Origin of the sequence: Bacillus sp. BS3(2021) (assembly GCF_021043345.1) — a bacterium.
Classification (GTDB): domain Bacteria; phylum Bacillota; class Bacilli; order Bacillales; family Bacillaceae; genus Bacillus; species Bacillus paralicheniformis.
In genome coordinates, this window is record NZ_JAJNDM010000007.1 from 68393 (window position 1) to 89347 (window position 20955).

Genomic DNA, 20955 nt, shown 5'->3' on the forward strand with positions numbered 1-20955 from the left:
AAAAATAGCGTTTTTCTTGTTTAATCAATTGATTGAAGCGCATTCTCAGCTTTTGCCTGCATACCCTCCAAGCGCTTCTTGAATGATTGAAATTTTTCAATCTTTTCATCAATCATTCTCATCTGTTCATTCAGCTTCCTCTGAATGTCTTCGAGCTTTTCTTTTCGTTCCCGTTTGTCCAGCGATAAAAGGTATCCTTCTTTATTCATCTCCAAGTGCTTGCCCGTTTCCATGAACTGCTGGAGCTCCTGCAGCGAGAATCCCAGCACTTCCTTCGCGCTGATCACTCTTTCAAGCTCTTCAAGATCGTCTTCAGAGTAAAGACGGACACCGCCTTCCGTCCGCTTCGGTGAAGAAAGCAGACCGATTTCTTCGTAAAAGCGGATCGTTCTTTTCGTCAGGCCGCTTCGCTTGGCCATTTGATCAATCTTCATCCACTCCACGTCCATATCCCCCCGAGATTTTTCTTCTTTTCTATTATACTACTATTATACTTTTACGTAAACGTTAAGTTTTTTTCGATACAAAAAAAAGAACTGACTTGACATCATCCTGCTGCTGTAACGTATCATAGAATGGACAACTAAACAGGAGGACAAATAATCAGAGTGAACACTCATCAAAATCGATTTTCAGTTCAAAGTAAAGTTTCGGCATTGATTGAAAGCCGGCTGTTTCAGTCATTCATAACGACGGTCATTGTGTTGAATGCCATCTCGATCGGTTTGGAAACTTACGCTTTCTTTAAACCTTATCAAAAAGTATTTTTTATTGTGGATTGTTTGTTTTTAACGATATTTGTCATCGAACTATCTCTTAAACTATTCGTTCAAAAACAGCACTTTTTTAAAAACAACTGGAACGTTTTTGACTTCGTAATCGTCGCCGGCAGTTTGATTCTTTACAATACGAATTTCGTCAGCGTTCTCCGTATCTTCCGGGTGCTGCGGGTGCTGCGGACGATCACTTCCGTTCCCTCATTAAGACGGATCGTCAATGCGCTGTTTATGGCGATTCCGACTATCAGCAGCGTCATTATTCTGATGAGCATCATTTTTTATGTGTACGCCGTCATCGGTACGATGTTCTTTTCTGCTATCGCGCCGGAATACTTCGGCAACCTGCAGCTCAGCCTTCTGACACTGTTCCAAACCTTTACGCTCGAATCGTGGGCAAGCGGCATATTCAGGCCGATTTTTGCCGAGAGCGGCTGGTCATGGCTCTATTTCGTTTCATTTATCATCATTGCGACTTTCATTATGATCAACTTGATCGTCGGGGAAATCGTGAATAATGCACAAAAAATTTCTCAGGAAATAGAAGATGAGACAGGCGAGCTGAAAGAGGATACAAAAGAAATCAAAGAACTGCGCGCGGAGGTTAAAGAATTAAAAACGCTTCTGGAAACCTATATCACGCAAAATGAAAAGAAAGATTAAAAAGGGCCGGCACCTGTAAGCCAGCCCTTTTTTGTCTTTAATTGAGAATGACAGGCAGCTCGGCCAGCGATCTAAAGCCGATTAACCTGCGAAATGGAATGTCTGTTGAAGCAAGCTTCAACTTAGGCAGCCGCTCCAACAATGCGGGAATGGCAATTTGCGCTTCGAGCCGCGCCAATGCCGAGCCTAAACATACGTGTGCACCGGCTCCAAAGGCAAGGTGCGGATTCGGTTTTCTCGTGATGTCAAATACATGCGGATTTTGAAATATCTTCGGATCGCGGTTGGCGGCGCCTAAAAGGATGTATATGCGCTCTCCTTTTTTGATGATCTTCCCGTTGATTTCACAGTCCTCTGACGCGGTGCGCGCTGTCAGCTGTGTCGGACTTTCATAGCGCAGGCATTCTTCAACGGCTGACTCAATCAGCAGCGGATTTTCTTTCAGCGCGCTGAGCTGGCCGGGATGGTTCATGAGCAAAAACAATCCGTTCGTCAAAAGGTTGACCGTCGTCTCGTGCCCGGCAATCACAAGCAGAATGCACGTCGCAAGCACTTCATCTTCGGCGAGCTGCTCATGACCGGCGAATGTGCTGATCAGGTCTTGAGAAGGATGAGCTTTTCGCTTTTCAATCAAATCTTTAAAATACGCCGTCAGCTTGGCAACGGTATCCCCGCCTTTTGCCAGCACCTTTCGTGTGCGGGTCAAATCGATCGTTCGAATGAGATCCGCCGTCCATTGCCTGAATTGATATCTCTCCTCTGCGGGGACGCCGAGCATGTCGGCAATGATAAGGCTTGCCAAAGGAAAGGCGAATTCGGATACCATGTCCGCCGTCTTCTTGTTTTCAAGCTGATCGAGCAATTCATGGACGATTTCTTCTATAACAGGACGGAAAGATGCCGTCTTCTGCGGCATGAATTCTTTGCCGACAATCGTCCGCATCCGCTTATGGCCGGACTCATTTTGAAACAGCATCATATTCCGCTGCAATTCGTGAAGTTGTTCATATTTTGTAGAGGCTTCAGGGAGAGGAACGCGGTTTTTAAATACCGCGTCCCTCAAAATCGCCGCCGCTTCTTCATATCCGGTGACATACCATCCCGGATGCTTTAAAACGGTTCCTTTATATACAGGATGAACGGACCGCAGTTTATCGTAAAACAGATATGGATCTCTCCAAAAATCCGAATCCGATTTCAGACGCGGCCCTGCCTCGTGCAGTTCTGTCGTCATGCTATATCTCCCCCGTGTTACCGCTGTAAACTGGCTTTCATTTCTTCCACCGATTCGACTTCAAATCCTAAATCATGGAGCATCTTATGGTCCTCTGTTTCATTCTGCCCTGCCGTTGTTAAATAGTCTCCGACGAAGATCGAATTGGCGGCATACAGCCCCAGCGGCTGCAAGGAGCGGAGGTTGACTTCGCGCCCCCCTGAAATACGGATTTCCTTTGTCGGGTTGATAAAGCGGAACAAAGCCAAAACCTTTAAACAATAAAGCGGATTTAATTCATTGACCCCTTCCAGCGGAGTTCCGTCGATCGCATGCAAAAAATTAACCGGAATTGAGTCTGCATCAAGCGCCTTTAAGCTATTCGCCATATCGACGACATCCTGCTTCGTCTCTTTCATCCCGACAATGACGCCCGAGCATGGGGACATTCCGGATTTTTTGGCTGTTTCCACAGTGTTTACTCTGTCATCATACGTGTGGGACGTTGTAATGTTTGAATGATTGCTTTTTGATGTATTGATGTTGTGATTGTACCGGTCCACTCCGGCTTCCTTCAGCCGCTCGGCCTGTTCGGGCTTTAGCAGTCCGAGGCATGCACAGACTTTTAAGCCGTACGTTTCTTTAATTTCTTTAACGGCGCCGACCACTTGATCGACATCTCTGTTGGACGGGCCTCTGCCGCTCGCCACGATGCAATACGTTCCGATATTTAAATCGTGCGCACGCTTTGCACCTTCAAGCAGGGTCGTTTTGTCGACCATCCTGTAGCTGTCGATCGGCGCTTTTGATATCGAAGACTGCGAGCAGTAGCCGCAGTTTTCCGGACAAAGTCCGGATTTTGCATTCATAATCATATTGAGCTTTACTTTTTTTCCAAAGTAGCGTTTTCTGATTTGAAATGCAGCATGCATAAGCAGGAGAACGTCGTCATCCGAGCATTCCAAGATGGAAAGCGCCTCTTTTTCAGTTACTTCTCCGCCATCCAACACCCGTTCTGCAAGTTCCATCCACTGATTCATGTTTCTGCCCCCATTTGCATTTGATTCATAATCAAGGAAACATCGACATGCTCCTTGATCATGTGGTGAATTTGTGTTGGTGAAACGTCTTCAAGCTTCGGCGTAACGCCGAGGAGCGGCACACCGCAAAATCTTTCAATCATGTCCGGATTCGTCTGTTCGTCAAGTTCGGGCCGGCTGCTGATGCCGTTGATCACGATGCCGATCACGCGTATCCCCATTTGTTTCGCGTATTGGACGGTTAAATACGTATGGTTGATCGTTCCAAGATTGGGACGCGCCACAATGACAGCCGGCAAATCGAGCGCTTTGATCAAGTCGCTGACGAAATAATCCTCTCCGAGCGGCACCGCAATCCCGCCTGCCCCTTCAACAATGAAGCAATCGTGCCGATCCTTAATCTTTTTCCAATGGTTCACGGCATCTTCCAGCCCGACGGTCCTCCCTTCGAGCTTCCCTGCTGTGTAAGGTGCAAGCGGCTCTTTAAACACGAAAGGTGTGATCTCCTCATCAGCGAGAGATGTTTCAGAGCTGTTCTTCAAAAGTGCTGTATCACTCTGCGGATCGCTGCTAAGCTCTCCGCTCAAAAACGGCTTGAACACGCCGACATCAACATGCTGCTCTTTCAACAAAGCGGCAAGGCCGCAAGCGATAAACGTCTTCCCTACTCCCGTATCAGTTCCCGTTACAAAAAAACCCTTCATTTCACCAAGTTCAACTCTCTTCCCACTAATTTAAACCCCTCTAATAGAGCTTCAATATCTCTTAACTTGCGATCTGCGGTGACGGTCAGCCTGATCCGGCTCTCTCCTTCCGCAACAGTCGGCGGGCGGATGGCCGGGGCCTCAATCCCTTTCTCCTTGAGGCCGTTTGCAAATCGAACGGCTTTTTGAGGGTCTCCGATCATAACGGGTATGATCGGCGTATCTTCTCCCTTGACCGTAAACCCGATATCCTCGAGACCCCGTTTGATCGTGGTCACCGATGATTGCAAAAGCCGGCGTTTATTCCGGCTGTCTTTAATGATGTCTAAAGCTCTGCATGCCGCCGCACAGCTTGCGGGCGGGACAGCCGTTTGAAAGATAAACGTTCTCGCATGATTCAGCAAAAAATCGATCAATGCTTTAGAGCCCGCGACGAAGCCGCCTTCCGCGCCTACAGCTTTACTTAACGTGCCGATCACAACATCTGGGGAGACGCCGAAATACTCGCCCGTTCCCCTGCCGGCATCTCCCAAAACCCCTGTTGCGTGAGCATCATCAACGATGACAAAGGCCCGGTACCGCTTGGCAAGGAGCATGATTTCGTCAAGCGGTGCAATTGTGCCGTCCATGCTGAACACGCCGTCTGTCACAATAAAACGGCGAGCCCGGCTCTGTGCGGTGCGGAGTTTTTCTTCAAGATCATTCATATCCGTGTGGCGGTAAACAACCGTATCAGCTTTTGAAAGGCGGCAGCCGTCGATGATGCTCGCATGGTTCAATTGATCGCTTAATATGACGTCTCCTTTTTCAGGCAAAGACGAAAGCACGCCGATATTGGCCAAATATCCGCTTGAAAACAAGAGAGCGGCTTCTGTCTGCTTAAAACCGGCGATTTTCCGCTCAAGTTTTTCATGCCATTCGGTATTGCCGGACGTCAGCCTTGACCCTGTGCTCCCGGCTCCAAAGCGGCGAAGCGCCGTTTCTGCGGCGTGAACCAGCCGTTTGTCGTTCGCCAGGCTCAAATAATCGTTTGACGCCCAATTCGTACGTTTCGCTTCCGCGACAGCTTGAGGCGGTTTAAGCGAGCGGTAAAGCCCGGCTGCCTTCGTCCTAGCGAGCCGACTGCTGAGCCATTCGTCAATGTGCACAGCCTGTAACCTCTTGAATCGCTTCTTTCATAATGGACACCATGGCGCGCAGGTCATCGGCAGTGCTGGCGAGCGGAGGAAGAAATGCGATAACATCCCCGAGCGGCCTCGTCAGCATGCCAAGCTCCCTCATTTTCAAAGACACCCGGTATCCGATTCGCTCTTCAGGCGGATAAGGCTGCCTCGTTTCTTTCGACTGAACGAGCTCGATCCCGCTCATTAAACCGAGCTGGCGGATGTCGCCGACATGAGGGAGCGCTGCAAGATCATGAAAAAGCGATTCCACTATTTTCGACTTTTCCGCAACTTGAGCGACGATTTTTTCCGATTCGAACAGGCGCAAATTTTCCAGAGCAACGGCACAACCAAGCTGGTTCCCCGTGTACGAATGGCCGTGGAAAAACGTTTTCAGTTTGTCATAGTCATCATAAAATGCCTGATAAATTTCCTCTGTCGCAAAAGTGACGGCGATCGGCAAATAGCCTCCGGTAATGGCCTTTCCAGCCGCCATCAAGTCAGGCTGAACACGTTCATGCTCACAGGCAAACATTTTCCCGGTTCGGCCGAATCCTGTCGCCACTTCATCGACAATCATTAAAACGTCATATTTCGTACAAAGCTCCCGGACGCCTGCCAAATATCCTTCAGGCATCACGATCATCCCCGATGCCCCTTGGACCATCGATTCGACCGACAGCGCGGCGATCTCACCGTGCCGCTCGCTCAGGAGCCGTTCGAGTTCTGCGAGGCATTCATCGCGGCACTCGTCCGGGTTGCCGCTTTTCGAGCGGTATACGTAAGGAACATTTACCTTAAAGCTTTCAAACATAAGCGGCCCGTATACATGGTGGAAGAGCTCGATCGCACCGACGCTGACAGCGCCGATCGTATCGCCGTGATAGCCGTTTTTCATCGAAATGAATTTTTGTTTCTCCGGCTTGCCGATGTTTTTCCAATATTGAAAGGCCATTTTCAGCGCGATTTCCATTGCTGCAGCGCCGCTGTCCGAATAAAAAACACGCGTCAGCTTTTCCGGCGTGATCTTGATTAACACCTCGGCAAGCTCTGTCGCCGGAACATTTGTCATCCCCAGCAATGTCGAATGAGCGATTTTGCCGAGCTGTTTATTGATGGCTTCATCCAGTTCCTTCTTGCGATGGCCGTGGACATTGAGCCATACTGAAGAAAATCCGTCATAGTACTCCCTGCCGTCGATATCTTTCAGTTTGATGCCCTCCCCGCTTTCGATGATCAGCGGGTTTTCGTCATAGTCTTTCATTTGGGTAAAAGGCAGCCAAAGATATTTTTTGCTTTTTTCAACGAATGATTGATTCATGTTTTACCTCCCGACCGAATGAATACAGGCTGTTTTTCCAAGCCGTCTATACAGCTCTTGATATCTGTTAATCCATCAACAAAAAAAATCCGGCAGCCGCTCTCGTCTCCATGCTCTTTCATCCTTGTTATCCGCTGATAACCCAGCTTTTTAGCGGCAACATAGCCCGTTATGTAATCAGGGTCATCTGACCAGCATAATTCGGCGACGACAGCCGGATGCTCACATACCTTAGAAGCGATGGCAAGCGCCTCTTTCAACCGCGGATTCGGCGGCATTCCGCACAAAGCCGCCCACATTTGAAAATCGGCTTCCGGCCAATCGAGCCGTGAGACGCGCACTCCTTTTTGTTTTCTTCCGTCAATCCTCCGGCCTGAATGAATGTCAAACAAAACGGCGCCCCTTACGTCCGAGTATTCGGCAATGCCTTGAAACGCTTTGTCTACCGCGTTTTTCGGTACGCCGGCGCGGCTGATCAGCTCACGGGCAAGCGCTTGTCCTTCTTCCGCTGATTTTGTTTCATTCGTTTCAATGCGCAGAGGCTGGACAAACTTTATCGGTTCGTTTACAAGATCGAAGCGAATTTGCATAAAGTCCGGCTTGCCCCGCGAATGAGACAATGCTTTTTCCAATAAATCGCTGACGGCATCCTTTACACCGATGAAAGGCGCAAGCCGCTCTCCTCCGGATATGTGTTTTCCCCCCTCTTCATGGGGACCGTTCTCGGAGGCTCTCATTCTCACACTGTAATACGCTTCTCCCTTCATGCTTTCATCTCCCCTCTAAACACCGCACTCATATGTTAACCTATAAATAATTTAAGTTAACATTACAATAAAATATTAGTATTCCTTTCCTGATATGTCAACATGGTGTACAAAACACCGGTTTGTTTGAAATAAAAAAAGACAAAAGAGATATCTCTTTTGTCTTAATATGGAAATTCATTTATCTAGCTCTTTCAATCTGCCAATCGAACGGGTCAGATAAAAGCGACCAGTCGTCCGCCATCTCCGAATCTGTCAAAAGGCATCGATCCGCTTCGGCGGTAATTTCTGACGGGGACAGATCCAATCCGATAAAGACGAGCTTTGTGTGGCGGTCTCCGAATTCTTCATTCCATTCTTTTAATAGCTCTGGATCCTGTCTGAGGATTTGCTCCTGTTCCGCCTTGGACAGCGCGGCCACCCAATAAGAGATCGGTTCCAGCGACACGGATGGCCCTGCCTGCGACATCAAAAGGGCAAGGCTGTTGCGCGTCGCACACCAGGCGATTCCTTTCGCCCTGACGACGTTTTCCGGCAGCGAATGAATCCAGTTATAAAACCGCTCGGTATGAAAAGGACGGCGCGCTTCGTATACAAACGAAGATATTCCGTATTCTTCAGTCTCAGGCGTATGCTGGTGGTGTCCTTCGTTTAATTCCCTGATCCAGCCTGCTGAGCCGCTTGCTTCGTCAAAATTGAAAAGACCGGTGTTTAAGATGACCTTCGGATCGACCTCTCCTTTGACCGCTCTGATGATGTTTGCTTTAGGCTGCAACGTTTTCAGCACTTTCTCAAGCTTTTCCAGATCTTCCTCGGAGACAAGGTCGCATTTATTCAAAATCAGCACATCGCAAAATTCGATTTGATCGATGAGCAGATCGGCGATATCACGTTCATCCTCTTCACCGACAGCCTCTTTCCGGTCCAGCAGGCTGTCCCCCGACTGAAAATCGTGCCAAAAACGATTGGCGTCGACCACCGTGACCATTGTGTCCAAACGGCAGAACCGCGTCAAATCAATACCCAATTCTTCGTCGATGTAAGAGAACGTCTGAGCGACCGGGATCGGTTCGCTGATACCGGTCGATTCGATCACGATATAATCGATATTTCCTTGCTTCGCCAGTTTTTCGACTTCAACCAGCAAGTCCTCTCTGAGTGTGCAGCAAATGCAGCCGTTTGACATTTCGACCAGCTTTTCATCCGTCCTCGACAGGCCACCGCCTTGCTTGACAAGCCCGGCATCAATGTTGACTTCGCTCATGTCATTAACGATAACGGCGACTTTCAGCCCTTGGCGGTTTTGCAATATGTGATTCAGCAGCGTCGTTTTACCCGCCCCCAGGTATCCGCTTAACACTGTTACAGGAATCTTTTTACTCATTTTTTCATTCTCCTTCCTCTTATCAAATCGTAATTATTACGATTTATATTTTATTTCACCACAATTTATTTAAAAATGCAAAGTGTCAGCTTACAGATGATCATGATGATCAAAACTGACACGACTGAAGTGGCCATCTGTTTTCCCATAATGGCTGCCGCCGTTTTCATCCCCAGTTCCTTGGCAATTGTCCAAACCGTCACCATGCATGGAGTAAAGGTTGATGCCAAGTAAATGAGCAGAAAGAGCGTTGCCCCCGGCAGCACATCAAGAAGCGCTCCATTCCCTTCATTGAACAAGAGAATGCCGTCTTTCCTGATCAGAGAAAAAACAAGGCCCGGCGCCGCATCTTCCGCAGCACCGAACAGGCTTAAAACAGGCGAGACAAGCAATGTCACAAGACGGATGACACCGAGTTCATTCAATACTGTCGCCGCCAGGCAAATGATGAGAAAGATCGGCATCGCCTGAAAGATAAATTGCTGGAGCACTTCTTTTACTCGAAAGACGATCCCTTTCCAGGACGGCATCTGTAAAAACGTTTGCCGGCGCTCGAAGTAAGCGGCCCATTTCTGATCGATGCGATACCATATCCGGTTATGAGCGGCTGCTGCGGCAACAAGAACAGCGAGGTAAGGAATAAACAGCCACTCCCGTCCCGCAGCATGAAAAATCGACAGCGTCGCGCCGATTTGGTAGCTGCACGCTGATCCGAAAGAAATAAATGATACACAGCGCTTTCTCGTACACATGCTGCACGACCGCGTCTGCTGAACGGCAACGACATTGCAGCCAAATCCGGTCAAAAGCGGAACTAAATCGCGGCCGTTCAGACCGATCTTCCGCATCAGCGGGTCCAGTGAATCGACGATCCGGTCCTTTAAACCCGAATCATCTGCTGCCGCATTTGCTATAGACATAAACAAAACGACAGGAAACGCCCAAACAAACGAGTAAATGCCAAGGGATAACAGGCCATAATTCCCCGCCAATGCCGCGCTCAGCCATGACGGCAAGCCTCCGACCGCATTTTGGAGAGGTTCAACCGCCCATTCGTCCGCGTATTGCTGCATCCACTCTGATGTATGATAAGCCAATACGATCGGCACCATAAATAACAAACATAAAAGTGCAGTACTCACAACAGGCCCAACTACGGGACGATGACACACAAACTGCTGAACAGCCACACTTTCAAGTTCAATCTGTTTCATCCGTTTCCGTTTCAGCGGATGAAATTCAGCCTCTTTTCTTAAAAAAGCGATGATATGCTCTTTTTTATCGTCTGTCACAGTTCTCGTATCAACCAGCAGGACCGGGAGACTGTGCTTGGCCACTTGCTCAGAAAGCGTCCGGCGCATGGCGTCCGTCATTTTGTCCTGAAACGTAACGATAAAGCAGACGCGCCTGGCATCCGGCGGAATCAGGTCCAAGACCGCGTTCACCTCTTCTGAAAAATGGGTGCCGCGCAAGACGGCAACCACCTCATCGGCCTTTTCGATCTCTTTTTTCAGCGCTCTTTTCGACACGCTGTCATCCTCCCGAATGCCCGGTGTATCAATGGCTTGCCAGCCCGGAAGGCTTTTGATCTCCCGTTCAGCCGCAAATATCGTCGATCCTTTCACATTGGCTGCTTCGCCTGCTCTCTGATCTGTGATCGCGGAAAAAAGCGTTGTTTTCCCGACCGATTCGAGTCCGATGAAGAGCATGCGCTGCCGCCGCGTTGGCTCTTTCAGCATTCACACTGCACCTCACAGCAGCTCAAATCCGTGAGAAACATTTGATTTCCCCTGTATTCTGTCAGCACCTTTTCATCGATCGAAAACTTTCGTTTTTCCAACAAATGCTCGGCGATGACGGCGAATCGCTGCCTGAATTTATAAATGAAACAAAAGACGGCGTTTTGGTGCTGAACGCTCGGCCCGATTAAATAAAGACCGTCCGTCACGGTCGACATATCTTTATTCGTTAAAAGCGGTTTGCCGTTCTCTCCCCATTCAAACAAAAGCTCGATTTGTTTTGCCCCGGAATGAAAGCCTGTCGCAATAATCGGCCGTGTTTCCGAGCGTATTTTCCTCCCGTCTGACAAATATAAATCATAGGCTGGTCCATTTTTCGCCAGTTTTTCTACCAGGGCTTTTTCCAAAAACTGAACCTTCCCTTTGTCATATGCATCTTCAAGACGCTCCCATGTATAAGGTGAAAGCGACCTGCTTGGATCGGCTTCAGCGTTTTCGCGGAGCGAATTCGGCATCACAACCGTCACATCGCTGCCATAGGACGCCAGTTGAACCGCCGCATCCATTGCGCTTTCATAGCCGCCTACCACGTAATAATGGGCTTTTTCAAATTGGCTCCATCTGGCGACCTTGCTGTTGTGGATGCCAATCTCTGCACCATGAAACGAATATTTCGGGAATTGGAATTCACCGGCTCCCCAAATAACGTCTTTGGCCATCATCATGCCTTTATTAGTTTCAACTGAAAAACCGCCGTCGTCTTTATAAACATTGCGAACCGATGTGCCTTCTTGAATTGGAAGCTGAAAATGATCGGCCAAAAGCGCCAAATAATCTCCATACTCCTGCCCGCTCAAGTGCTCGCGGTGAAAAGTAAAGGCAGGGGATGTTCCCGGAGCAACAGCATTTAAATCCAAAGCCCCGAATCCCTGCCCGGTAAAGGACGGTGTTATCAGTTTCATTTCTTCAGGCCAGCTTCGAAATGAAGCTCCTGCACGGTCTTTTTCCAAAATCGTAAACGATTGAAAACCGAGTTTTTTCAGAACGATTCCCATTCCAATACCTGCGGGTCCCGCTCCAACAATGACGATTTCGCTATGCTGCAAAACAACCACTCCCTAAACGAAATCATTTCGATTTAATTTGCATGCTTTAGACATGACCACTTGATTTTATCACAGCATTCCCTCAAAATAAATAGGAACTATTTCGATTTACTACAGAAAGGGGTCTCATCAATGGAACGTATACTGCATTTGCCCGCAAAACCCGAACGCCACCGCCGCTTCGGATCTGTCGAAGCCGTGAAAGGAATAAAACCGAACGATAAAGAACAGATGAAGGATATTCAAAATACACCGAACGACTATTTTTTTGACATTGACCATGTCGGTGTCTCAAACGTTTCGCATCCGATTTTGATTGCATCCTCGCTCAAGCCGTCTACACAAACGACGATCGGCGCTTTTTCCTTTACGACGAGCCTTGCGCGCGGCCGCAAAGGAATCAATATGAGCCGCCTGACAGAACAGCTGCAGCGCTATCACGAAGCAAACTGGACGATTGATGTCCATACACTGAAAGATTTTGTAAAGGATTTAGCCGACAATATGGAACAGCAAAGCGCATCCGTCTCTGTCAGTTTTCCATGGTATTTCGAGCGCCTTAGCCCGGAAACCAAACTGTCAGGATTGATGCACGCCGATATCCATATGACAGTCTCTTATCATGAAAACAAAGGCTTTTCACAAACCGTCGGCATCACGGCCCATGTGACGACGCTCTGCCCGTGTTCAAAAGAAATCAGCGAATACAGCGCCCATAACCAGCGCGGCATAATCAAGATCACCGCACATATCAATGAGCAGGCGGAGATGCCGGACGATTTCAAAACCGAGCTTCTTGCCGCAGCGGAAACGAACGCAAGCGCAAAGCTCCATCCCGTCTTAAAAAGGCCCGACGAAAAAAGAGTGACTGAACAGGCTTATGAAAATCCAAGATTTGTAGAAGACGTCATCCGCTTAACGGCTGCCGACTTATACGAAATGAACTGGATCTCCGCCTTTGAGATCGAATGCCGGAACGAAGAATCGATTCACATGCATGATGCGGTGGCGCGGCTGTCGTTTTCCAAATGTTAAAAAGCTCGGCCGAAAGAATGGCCGAGCTTTTATCAATGAACAGGAATTTTAATGATGAGCGTGATCAAGCAGACGATGCTGAATATCATAAAGGACGCCATTAAGCCTCTTCTGTTTTCTTTGCGGTAACCCATTGCTTTTACAAACAAGAGAACACATAATGCGGCCATCAGCAGACAGCTGAGCAATTCTTCAAAAGGCATATTTGTTCAAACTCCTTTTTTCCACATCAAAACCGCCGGGATTTCCCGGCAGTCTCACTTACGATTGTTCCAGCTCCTCGATCATCAGAGACAGCTCGGTCCAGCGCTCCATTGCCGCATCGAGTTCTGCGGCTGTTTGCGCCTGCTCTTCCATCAACGTCTGAATCTTGGCGAAGTCGCTGCCGGCGGCGGCGATTTCCTCTTCAAGCCGTTTATGCTTTTCTTCCAGAGCGGCGATTCTGTCTTCGATGCCGTCCCATTCCAGCTGATCTTTATAAGACAGCTTCTTTCTTTTCTTTTTCTCAGGTTTGACAGGTTCTGCGGCTTCAGGCGCCGGCTTTTGACGGCTGGTCTCCTTTTGCTTCTCCATATATTCGCTGTATGAACCTTGAAAACGCGAAACGTTTCCGCTGCCTTCAAATACAAGCAGCCTGTCGACGACACGGTCAAGGAAATAGCGGTCATGGGAAACGGTCACGACAACGCCGGGAAACTGTTCCAAATAATCTTCCAGCACTCCGAGCGTCTCGGTATCAAGGTCGTTTGTCGGCTCATCAAGGAACAGGACGTTCGGCTCTTCCATCAGCACTTTCAAAAGATAAAGGCGCCTCTTTTCTCCGCCTGACAGCTTGCGAATCAAGTTGCGCTGCATGCTCCGCGGAAAAAGGAACCTTTCCAGCATCTGCTCAGCTGTGACCACTTGTCCGTCGGCCGTTTTGACGACCTCAGCCGTCTCCTTAATGTATTCGACGACCTGCAGCGCATCGTTCATTTCGCTGTGATCCTGTGTATAGTATCCGATTCTTACAGTCTGGCCGATCGTGATCTGCCCTCCATCAGGCTTGACGCGGCCGGCAAGCGCGTTTAAAAGCGTTGTTTTGCCGATCCCGTTCGGTCCGATGATGCCGATCCGGTCCCCAGGCACAATCAGTTCATCGAATGAACGGACAAGCTGATTGCCGCCGCGGCTGATGTCAACACCTTCAGCTTCAATTACCTGCTTGCCGAGACGATGGGAGCCGATGGCAAAATCAAGGGAAGAACCGGTTTCAGGCGCATCTTGTTCCTTTAGTTCCTCCACCCGCTGGATTCTTGCTTTTTGTTTTGTCGAACGGGCTTTAGCTCCCCTTCTCAGCCAGGCAAGCTCCCTTCTGAGAAGGTTTTGCCGCTTCGTTTCGCTTTGTTCGGCGAGCGCTTCTCTTTCGGCCCGCTTTTCCAAAAACACTTCGTAGTTCCCTTTGTATGTGTATAGGCGCCCGCGATCCAGTTCATAGATCCTGTTTGTCACCCGGTTTAAAAAGTAGCGGTCATGGGTGACGAGGACGACGGAGCCCGGATACCCGCTCAAATAGCCTTCAAGCCATTCGATCGTTTCATTGTCAAGGTGGTTTGTCGGCTCATCCAAAATGAGGAGGTCAGCAGGCTGAATCAATGTTTTTGCGATCGCAACCCGCTTTTTTTGCCCTCCTGATAGCGAGGTTACTTCTTTTGCCACATCCGCGACGCCAAGCTTCGTTAAAATCGTTTTTGCCGCCGTATTCGCGTCCCAGGCGCCGTGTTCGTCCATTTTCCCCTGTGCCGCCAGCAGGTTTTCCTGCTTCTTCGGATCATCAGGCGAAGCATTCAGCTCCTGAAGCGCCTGCTCATACGCCCTCATCGTCCGCATCATCACGGAATCTCCCGAATAAATGTGCTCAAGTACGGTTTCCGGACCCTCCAAATCAGGATCCTGATCCAAGTACTCGATATGGAGGCTGCCAGGCTTGGTGATGTCTCCTTTTTCGGTCGATTCATGGCCGGCGATCACTTTCAGCAAACTGCTCTTTCCCGTTCCGTTCGGTCCGATCAAGCCGATCCGTTCGTTTTCTTCGATATGAAACGATATATGGTCAAATAATGTTTTATCTCCGTAAGTTTTATATAAACCTTCCGCTTTAAAAATGCTCATCTGTCTACCAATCCTAACGTAATGTCATAACCTTATTTTAATGCAGATGATGCAAGAAAACTAGTGAGAGCTTTTTCACGGACATTACAGGAAGACGGCCGGAAGCCAGAAATATACGCTGATCACGATCAAGACGACACCTGCGATATTGAGCCAAAAGCCCGCCCTGACCATATCCTTCATCGTCAGCAGATTGGAGCTGAAAACGGCCGCATTCGGCGGGGTGGAGATCGGGAGCATAAAGGCGCATGATGAAGCAAGCGCAGCTGCCGCCATCAGCCCGTACGGCTCGACCTGAAGCGCGGCGCCAAGACCGATCGTCATCGGAATCACCATATTGGCGACAGCCGTATTAGACATGATTTCGGTCATAAATAAAATCGCAGCCGTCAAAATGATCAGTACAAATAAGTAAGGATGGCCTTCCAACAGCTTGAGCTTGCCGCCGATCCATGCCGTCAGATTGGTCGCCGAAAAACCGGCCGCAAGCGACAAGCCGCCTCCAAACAACAGAAGAAGCCCCCATGGCAGCGTCTGCATATCCTTCCATTCCAAAATCCGTTCATCCTTTGTACTCGGAATTAAAAATAGCAAAACCGCTCCGAAAATCGCAATCGACGTATCTGAAATTTGAAACGGCAGGATGAATTTGAACATCCACAAACATGCGGTCAACAAAAAAACGGCAAAAACCGATTTTTCCTCCCTCGTCATTGCGCCAAGCGCCTTTAAATCATGATCGATAAAATCAGGTTTTTTTCCTTGAAAGGCGCTCACTTTAAATTTTATTTTCGTTAAATAAACATATAAAATAGCAAGAAACAGAACGGAAACCGGGAACCCGAATAAAAACCACTCAAAAAACATAATTTCGTGATTGAGCATCTGTTTTGACATCGCGGCAAAGACCGCATTCGGGACGGAACCGACCAATGTGGCAAGTCCGCCGATCGAAGCCGCATACGCGACAGCCAGCAAAATGCTTTTGCTGAACTTCTGCAGCGATTCGCCTTTTAAAATTTCTTTTTCCTGCACTTCTTTAATAACTGCAAGCGCTACGGGAAGCATCATCAAAGCGGTGGCAGCATTCGAAATCCACATCGATAAAAATGCCGTCGCCGCCATCACGCCGAGCACGATTCGATGGCTTTCAGCCCCGATCCGCTTCAAAATATGCAAGGCCATCCGTTTATGAAGATTCCATTTTTCGATGGCGATCGCAATGATAAATCCCCCCATATACATAAACACAATCGGATCGCCGTATGCTTTGGCCGTCGTTTCCATATCTAAACCGCCCAATGTCGGCAGCAAAATGACTGGCAAGAGCGATGCCGCCGGAATCGGCACGGCTTCCGTAATCCACCAGACGGCCGTCCAAGCTGTAACCGCAAGAACGATCCGCGGCGCGTAAGCCAACTCAGCTTCCGGTATCAAGCCGAGAATCAGCAAAAAACTGATCGGCCCCAATAACAATCCGGTCAGTTTAGTCGGTGTATATACTCTCATTTACCCCTTCCCCCTTTGAAAGCGATTTCCCATTCATCACTTTCGCTTCGCCCGGGGAAAATTCCTCTAAAAAATTTAAAATAAAATTTAAATTAATGTATGACACTGAGCCTAGAAATTGAAAAGTACAACTTTTCTATTAAAAAGTCACTCAGAGGCTGAAAGCAAATTTTTTAGCGCTTTTCCATATAAATTCATCGGGACGCTTTCTCCATTAATAAAATTGAATATCGCAAGACCATTTTCAAGTGAAAAAATAGTCCAAGCGATTTCTTCCGAAGATAGCGTAACCTCATGATTCTCTTTCAACATTAGTTTCGCGACAGACTTGGAGATCCGGTCCACAGACTCCCTGATCATGCAAGACCATTTGTAGCGCACTGACTCATTACGCATCACATAAAGAAGAAATTCCATATTTAAAATCATCCACTTTTGATTTTCTTTCACCACTGAGACAAAATGATCATTCATTGTTTCAATAAAATATGAAAGTGAATGCTGATTATTTATGATTTGATCGATGTTATTCACTTGTAAATTCATTTGTTGTTCCAATAAGGCCAGAAAGAGCTCTTCCTTAGATTTAAAATTGGAGTAAACCGCTCCTTTGCTAAATCCGGCATGTTCAGCAATTTTTTCAACAGAAGCCCCATGAAAGCCAAGCTCCGAAAAAATCTCAACAGCCGATTCTAACAACAATTGACGTGTTTCCTCTTTTCGCTCTTTTTGGGTTAGCCTTCTTCTAAGCATTCTTCTTCCTCCTCTTATTGACAATCATACTGTTCAGAATATACATACCATATAGTATGTATATTCTAAAAGGTATCACTAGCACTTCACTAAATCAACGTGTGGCCATTAAAAAGAGGAGAAGAATCATGCAAATTGAAAATAATATCAAAACGGATAAACGACCTGTGTCCATCATATTGTCAAAAACCATTAAAACAGGAATTATTAAATCTAACCTTATTCCGATGTTTTCTGGATTAACATTATCTTTATATACTTATAAAATCAGCCTTTCTGAGAAATTACCAGAAATATTTTTTGCATTAATTGGGTCTATTTTAGTAATGGGAGCGGCAGGAGCTTTTAACAACTTATATGACCGGGATATAGATTCTATTATGGAGAGAACCAAAAACAGACCAACCGTTACAGGAGAAATAAAGCCTAAAACAGTTCTATGGCTCGGTATCTTTATGATGATTTTTGGTGTAATAATCCTTGGTTTCACCACCTCTCTGGCAGCACTCCTAGGGTTTCTAGGATTGTTTTTTTATATTGTCCCGTATACCATGTGGAGTAAGAGAAGAACAGTTTACAATACAGAGGTCGGGAGTATCGGCGGAGCTATGCCGCCTCTTATTGGATGGTCAGCTGTCTATCCGGACATCACACATCCTGCTGTTCTCGGTCTTTTTGTGACATCTGTGATATGGCAAATGCCTCATTTCTATGCTATAGCCATTCGAAAAAATGATGAGTATAAGGCTGCGAAAGTTCCAATGCTCCCTGTTATCAAAGGAGTTAAAAGAACATATATACAAACTAATATTTATTTAATCATCCTCATCGGGACAAGTCTCCTTTTTATTTCTTTGAGCCTCGGCATTATGCTTGTTTCCCTTATATTAGGTGTCATATGGTTGGTTCTTAGTGTGTATGGTTACAAAAAAATGGATTCAGAGAAATGGGCAAAATCCATGTTTATTTACTCTCTGATTCATATGACAATTCTTTTTTCGACTGTCATTATCTATTCTCTTATCGGAGTTATTTTCAATATATAGTTATTTGATTTCGTCTCTTTTACACGTTTGAAGGAATTGCAGTGTGACGGGAAAGAGCATACTCATGAGCCATATTTACGGCAGTCATTTCAATCGCTAGTGTAGTAGTGTTAGTAAAAAAACTGCCGACACATTGTCAGGCAGTTTTTTTCTATATCTAGTCTTCAAAATGATGTTCCGCCATCTTGGCGAGGTTATGCGCGTTGCTGCTGATCTCCTGCATGGTGGCGGAAATTTGTTCAACGCCGGCGGCCTGGCCGCTCGTATGTTCATTGATGACTTCGATCGAATGCTCAAGGTCTTTCAATAACGCGTGGATTTTCTTCGTGATTTGGTCAATCTGCCCGACGTTTTCTTTTGAGTGTGTCGCGAGCTTGCGGATTTCGTCGGCGACGACGGAGAACCCTTTTCCTGACTCTCCGGCTCTCGCCGCTTCAATCGCCGCGTTCAGTCCGAGCAGGTTGCTTTGATCTGAAATGCCTTTTACGGTAACTGAAATTTTCTCAATTTCTCCGGCGCTTTCACTGACTTCTTTCGCCTGCTTGGAAATGTCGGACATTTGTCCGGAAAACCCGCTGACAGATTCGGCGATATCCTGAATGGCTGAGGCCGTCTGCTCGACGATGACCGACAGGCTTTCTGCGACGCGGTGAAGCTGATCCGATTTTTCAAGACTCGTACCGAGTCCGACTCCGCCGATAACCCTTCCGTTCTCGTCATGGAGCGGGATCGCTCTCGCCGCAAGAGGGAAGCCGAACAGTTCCTTAGGCACCATGCTCACTTTCTTTTTGTTTTGGCGGATGGCGTCTGTAATAATATCGCCTTCCTGCAAAGGATCACCCGCTTTGACATCAAGGGAAAATGTCTTTCCCGGAATGTTGACGATCAGCTTTTCAGTATCGTAAATCCCCACTGTCACATCGTCCTGAATCAGCTGATTCAGAAACGGCGCCACTTTCACAAAAGCATCCAGCAGCGGGTGGATGTCCGTTTTTACTGCTTCATTCATGTATCAAATCCTCCTTTTAATATGGAAAAATCCTTTTCTGGTGCTGGACGGAAATCCATTTTAACGTTGTAAATTCGTCAAGGCTCCACTCACCGTTCAGCCTGCCGATTCCAGATTGCTTTTCACCGCCGAAAGCGACATGTGGCTCGTCGTTGATCGTTGTGTCATTGACATGGATCATGCCCGTCTCGATTTGCTTCGCGATGGCAACGCCGCGCTCCACATTTCCCGTGTGTACGGCTCCGCTCAGTCCGAACGAAGTGTCATTCGCGATCTCAACCGCTTCTGCTTCGGTCTCAAACGGCATGACGCACACAACCGGGCCGAACAGCTCTTCCTTGGCGACAGACATGTCAGACGTGACATCCGCAAGAATCGTCGGCTCGACGAGATTGCCTTTAATATCGCCTTTCAGAAGCGGTGTGGCGCCTTCTTCGATGCCTTTCTCAATCGATTTTCTTAAATGTTCAGCTTGGCGTTCATTAATGACAGGGCCGATCACAGTTTCAGGATCCAGCGGATCACCCGTTTTAAACCCGGAGATTTTTTGGCTGAACAGCTTTAAAAATTCCGGATACACTTCTTTTTGAACGAGAATCCGGTTGGCCGACATGCAGATTTGCCCCTGATGTGTGAAGCGGCTGAAAGCCGCGGCATTGACAGCGTATTCCAAATCGGCATCCTCAAGAACGATCAATGCGCTGTTTCCGCCGAGTTCAAGCAGCGGTTTTTTAAAATGTTTGATCGCCAGCTGCCCGATATAGCTGCCGACCTTCGTTGATCCGGTAAACGAGATGATTCTCGGAATCGGGTGCTCAACGAAGCTGTCGCCGATTTCCCCGATATCCGTGACGACAACATTCAGAAGTCCCTCCGGAAGACCGGCTTCTTCAAAAATCTTTGCAATCAGCGTGCCGCCGCAAATCGGTGTTTCTTCATGCGGCTTTAAGACAACGCCATTCCCTGCGCCAAGCGCAGGTGCAACCGATTTTACAGATAAAAAGAACGGAAAGTTGAACGGACTGATGACACCGACCACTCCCGCCGGAATGCGGTATATCCGATTTTCTTTCCCATCAACCGGTGAAGGGAGAATTTTACCTTCCATTTTGAGCGGGAAACCTGCCGCTTCTTTGATCATATTGACGACAAGATCGATTTCAAAAGCCGCTTTCAGCCGTGTTCCGCCAAGTTCCTCCATAATGAGGTACACGATCGCTTCTTTATTGTCTTCAATATAAGCCGCGGCTTTTTCTAAAATCGCTCTTTTTTCATAGGGATTGACGTTATCCCATTTCTTTTTCGCCTCAAGCGCAGCTTTGTACGCCGCATCGACATCCTCCCGCGTCGCTTTCCGAAAAGAGGTAATCGTTTTATGGGTAAAAGGATTCAGATCGGCCAAGACGCTTTCACTTTGGCCGTCTCTCCATTCCCCTCCTATGTATTGACGGTTGAGGTCAGTCATTTGAATCATTCAGTCCATCTCCTATCAAACAGTTTTGGGAAAAGTTAGACTACATCTTATGTATCGGCAGTCTTTCAAGAAAATTCAATCTCATGAGTCTTTTGGATATAA

19 protein-coding genes are annotated in these 20955 nt (G+C 47.6%); 3 read left to right on the top strand and 16 right to left on the bottom strand.

The features are described 5' to 3' along the window. Nucleotides 1-20: 20 nt before the first annotated feature. The gene (locus tag LQ247_RS16050) at nucleotides 21-443 is read right to left on the bottom strand and encodes a MerR family transcriptional regulator (RefSeq protein WP_231006273.1); all 423 of its coding nucleotides are present in this window, start codon (nucleotides 441-443) and stop codon (nucleotides 21-23) included. A 165-nt stretch (nucleotides 444-608) separates the two neighbouring features. On the opposite strand from LQ247_RS16050, the gene LQ247_RS16055 reads away from it, so the two are divergent. Then, nucleotides 609-1439 carry an ion transporter gene (locus tag LQ247_RS16055; protein WP_035336980.1) on the top strand — a complete coding sequence of 277 codons (831 nt, stop codon included), beginning with the start codon at nucleotides 609-611 and terminating at the stop codon, nucleotides 1437-1439. A gap of 37 nt (nucleotides 1440-1476) precedes the next feature. Here the strand turns inward: LQ247_RS16055 and LQ247_RS16060 are convergent, their stop codons facing one another. The 9 genes from LQ247_RS16060 to LQ247_RS16100 form a co-directional block, all read right to left on the bottom strand. Then, the gene (locus tag LQ247_RS16060; protein WP_231006274.1) at nucleotides 1477-2673 is read right to left on the bottom strand and encodes a cytochrome P450; all 1197 of its coding nucleotides are present in this window, start codon (nucleotides 2671-2673) and stop codon (nucleotides 1477-1479) included. 17 nt (nucleotides 2674-2690) lie between these two features. Next, nucleotides 2691-3692 carry a biotin synthase BioB gene (bioB, locus tag LQ247_RS16065; protein ID WP_020450515.1) on the bottom strand — a complete coding sequence of 334 codons (1002 nt, stop codon included), beginning with the start codon at nucleotides 3690-3692 and terminating at the stop codon, nucleotides 2691-2693. After that, nucleotides 3689-4396 (bottom strand): dethiobiotin synthase, encoded by a 708-nt coding sequence (bioD, locus tag LQ247_RS16070; RefSeq protein ID WP_231006275.1) that lies wholly within the window; start codon nucleotides 4394-4396, stop codon nucleotides 3689-3691. Before bioD ends, bioB begins: the two co-directional genes overlap by 4 nt. After that, nucleotides 4393-5544, bottom strand: coding sequence for an 8-amino-7-oxononanoate synthase (gene bioF, locus LQ247_RS16075; protein WP_231006276.1), 1152 nt, complete (start codon nucleotides 5542-5544; stop codon nucleotides 4393-4395). The genes bioD and bioF overlap by 4 nt, the downstream gene beginning before the upstream one ends. Further along, entirely contained in the window at nucleotides 5534-6880 is a 1347-nt protein-coding gene (gene bioA, locus LQ247_RS16080) for an adenosylmethionine--8-amino-7-oxononanoate transaminase (protein ID WP_079289553.1), read from the bottom strand. The genes bioF and bioA overlap by 11 nt, the downstream gene beginning before the upstream one ends. After that, a complete protein-coding gene (gene bioW, locus LQ247_RS16085; RefSeq protein ID WP_020450511.1) occupies nucleotides 6877-7647 on the bottom strand; it encodes a 6-carboxyhexanoate--CoA ligase in 771 nt (256 codons plus the stop codon). Before bioW ends, bioA begins: the two co-directional genes overlap by 4 nt. Before the next feature lie 181 nt (nucleotides 7648-7828). After that, a complete protein-coding gene (locus tag LQ247_RS16090) occupies nucleotides 7829-9031 on the bottom strand; it encodes a GTP-binding protein (protein WP_231006277.1) in 1203 nt (400 codons plus the stop codon). Nucleotides 9032-9096: 65 nt separating this feature from the next. Then, on the bottom strand, nucleotides 9097-10770 hold the full coding sequence (locus tag LQ247_RS16095; protein WP_231006278.1) for a nucleoside recognition domain-containing protein: 1674 nt from the start codon (nucleotides 10768-10770) through the stop codon (nucleotides 9097-9099). Then, nucleotides 10764-11876, bottom strand: coding sequence for an NAD(P)/FAD-dependent oxidoreductase (locus LQ247_RS16100; protein WP_231006280.1), 1113 nt, complete (start codon nucleotides 11874-11876; stop codon nucleotides 10764-10766). The genes LQ247_RS16095 and LQ247_RS16100 overlap by 7 nt, the downstream gene beginning before the upstream one ends. Nucleotides 11877-12008: 132 nt before the next feature. On the opposite strand from LQ247_RS16100, the gene folE2 reads away from it, so the two are divergent. Then, nucleotides 12009-12911 (top strand): GTP cyclohydrolase FolE2, encoded by a 903-nt coding sequence (gene folE2, locus LQ247_RS16105; protein WP_231006281.1) that lies wholly within the window; start codon nucleotides 12009-12011, stop codon nucleotides 12909-12911. Between the two features lie 32 nt (nucleotides 12912-12943). Here folE2 and LQ247_RS16110 read toward each other — a convergent pair whose 3' ends face one another. The 4 genes from LQ247_RS16110 to LQ247_RS16125 form a co-directional block, all read right to left on the bottom strand. Continuing rightward, nucleotides 12944-13114: a hypothetical protein gene (locus LQ247_RS16110; RefSeq protein ID WP_186440166.1), complete on the bottom strand. Its 171-nt coding sequence runs from the start codon at nucleotides 13112-13114 to the stop codon at nucleotides 12944-12946. A 58-nt stretch (nucleotides 13115-13172) separates the two neighbouring features. Beyond that, on the bottom strand, nucleotides 13173-15062 hold the full coding sequence (locus tag LQ247_RS16115) for an ABC-F family ATP-binding cassette domain-containing protein (RefSeq protein WP_231006283.1): 1890 nt from the start codon (nucleotides 15060-15062) through the stop codon (nucleotides 13173-13175). Nucleotides 15063-15146: 84 nt separating this feature from the next. Beyond that, nucleotides 15147-16571: an SLC13 family permease gene (locus LQ247_RS16120; RefSeq protein WP_023855784.1), complete on the bottom strand. Its 1425-nt coding sequence runs from the start codon at nucleotides 16569-16571 to the stop codon at nucleotides 15147-15149. Nucleotides 16572-16718: 147 nt separating this feature from the next. Further along, complete coding sequence (locus LQ247_RS16125) at nucleotides 16719-17324, bottom strand: TetR/AcrR family transcriptional regulator (protein WP_020450502.1); 606 nt, start codon at nucleotides 17322-17324, stop codon at nucleotides 16719-16721. A 128-nt stretch (nucleotides 17325-17452) separates the two neighbouring features. On the opposite strand from LQ247_RS16125, the gene cyoE reads away from it, so the two are divergent. Next, nucleotides 17453-18370, top strand: a complete 918-nt coding sequence (gene cyoE, locus LQ247_RS16130; protein ID WP_023855785.1) for a heme o synthase — start codon at nucleotides 17453-17455, stop codon at nucleotides 18368-18370. A gap of 157 nt (nucleotides 18371-18527) precedes the next feature. Here cyoE and LQ247_RS16135 read toward each other — a convergent pair whose 3' ends face one another. Beyond that, a complete protein-coding gene (locus tag LQ247_RS16135) occupies nucleotides 18528-19379 on the bottom strand; it encodes a methyl-accepting chemotaxis protein (protein WP_020450500.1) in 852 nt (283 codons plus the stop codon). 16 nt (nucleotides 19380-19395) lie between these two features. Then, nucleotides 19396-20853 carry an aldehyde dehydrogenase family protein gene (locus LQ247_RS16140; RefSeq protein ID WP_095292924.1) on the bottom strand — a complete coding sequence of 486 codons (1458 nt, stop codon included), beginning with the start codon at nucleotides 20851-20853 and terminating at the stop codon, nucleotides 19396-19398. Nucleotides 20854-20955: the final 102 nt, after the last annotated feature.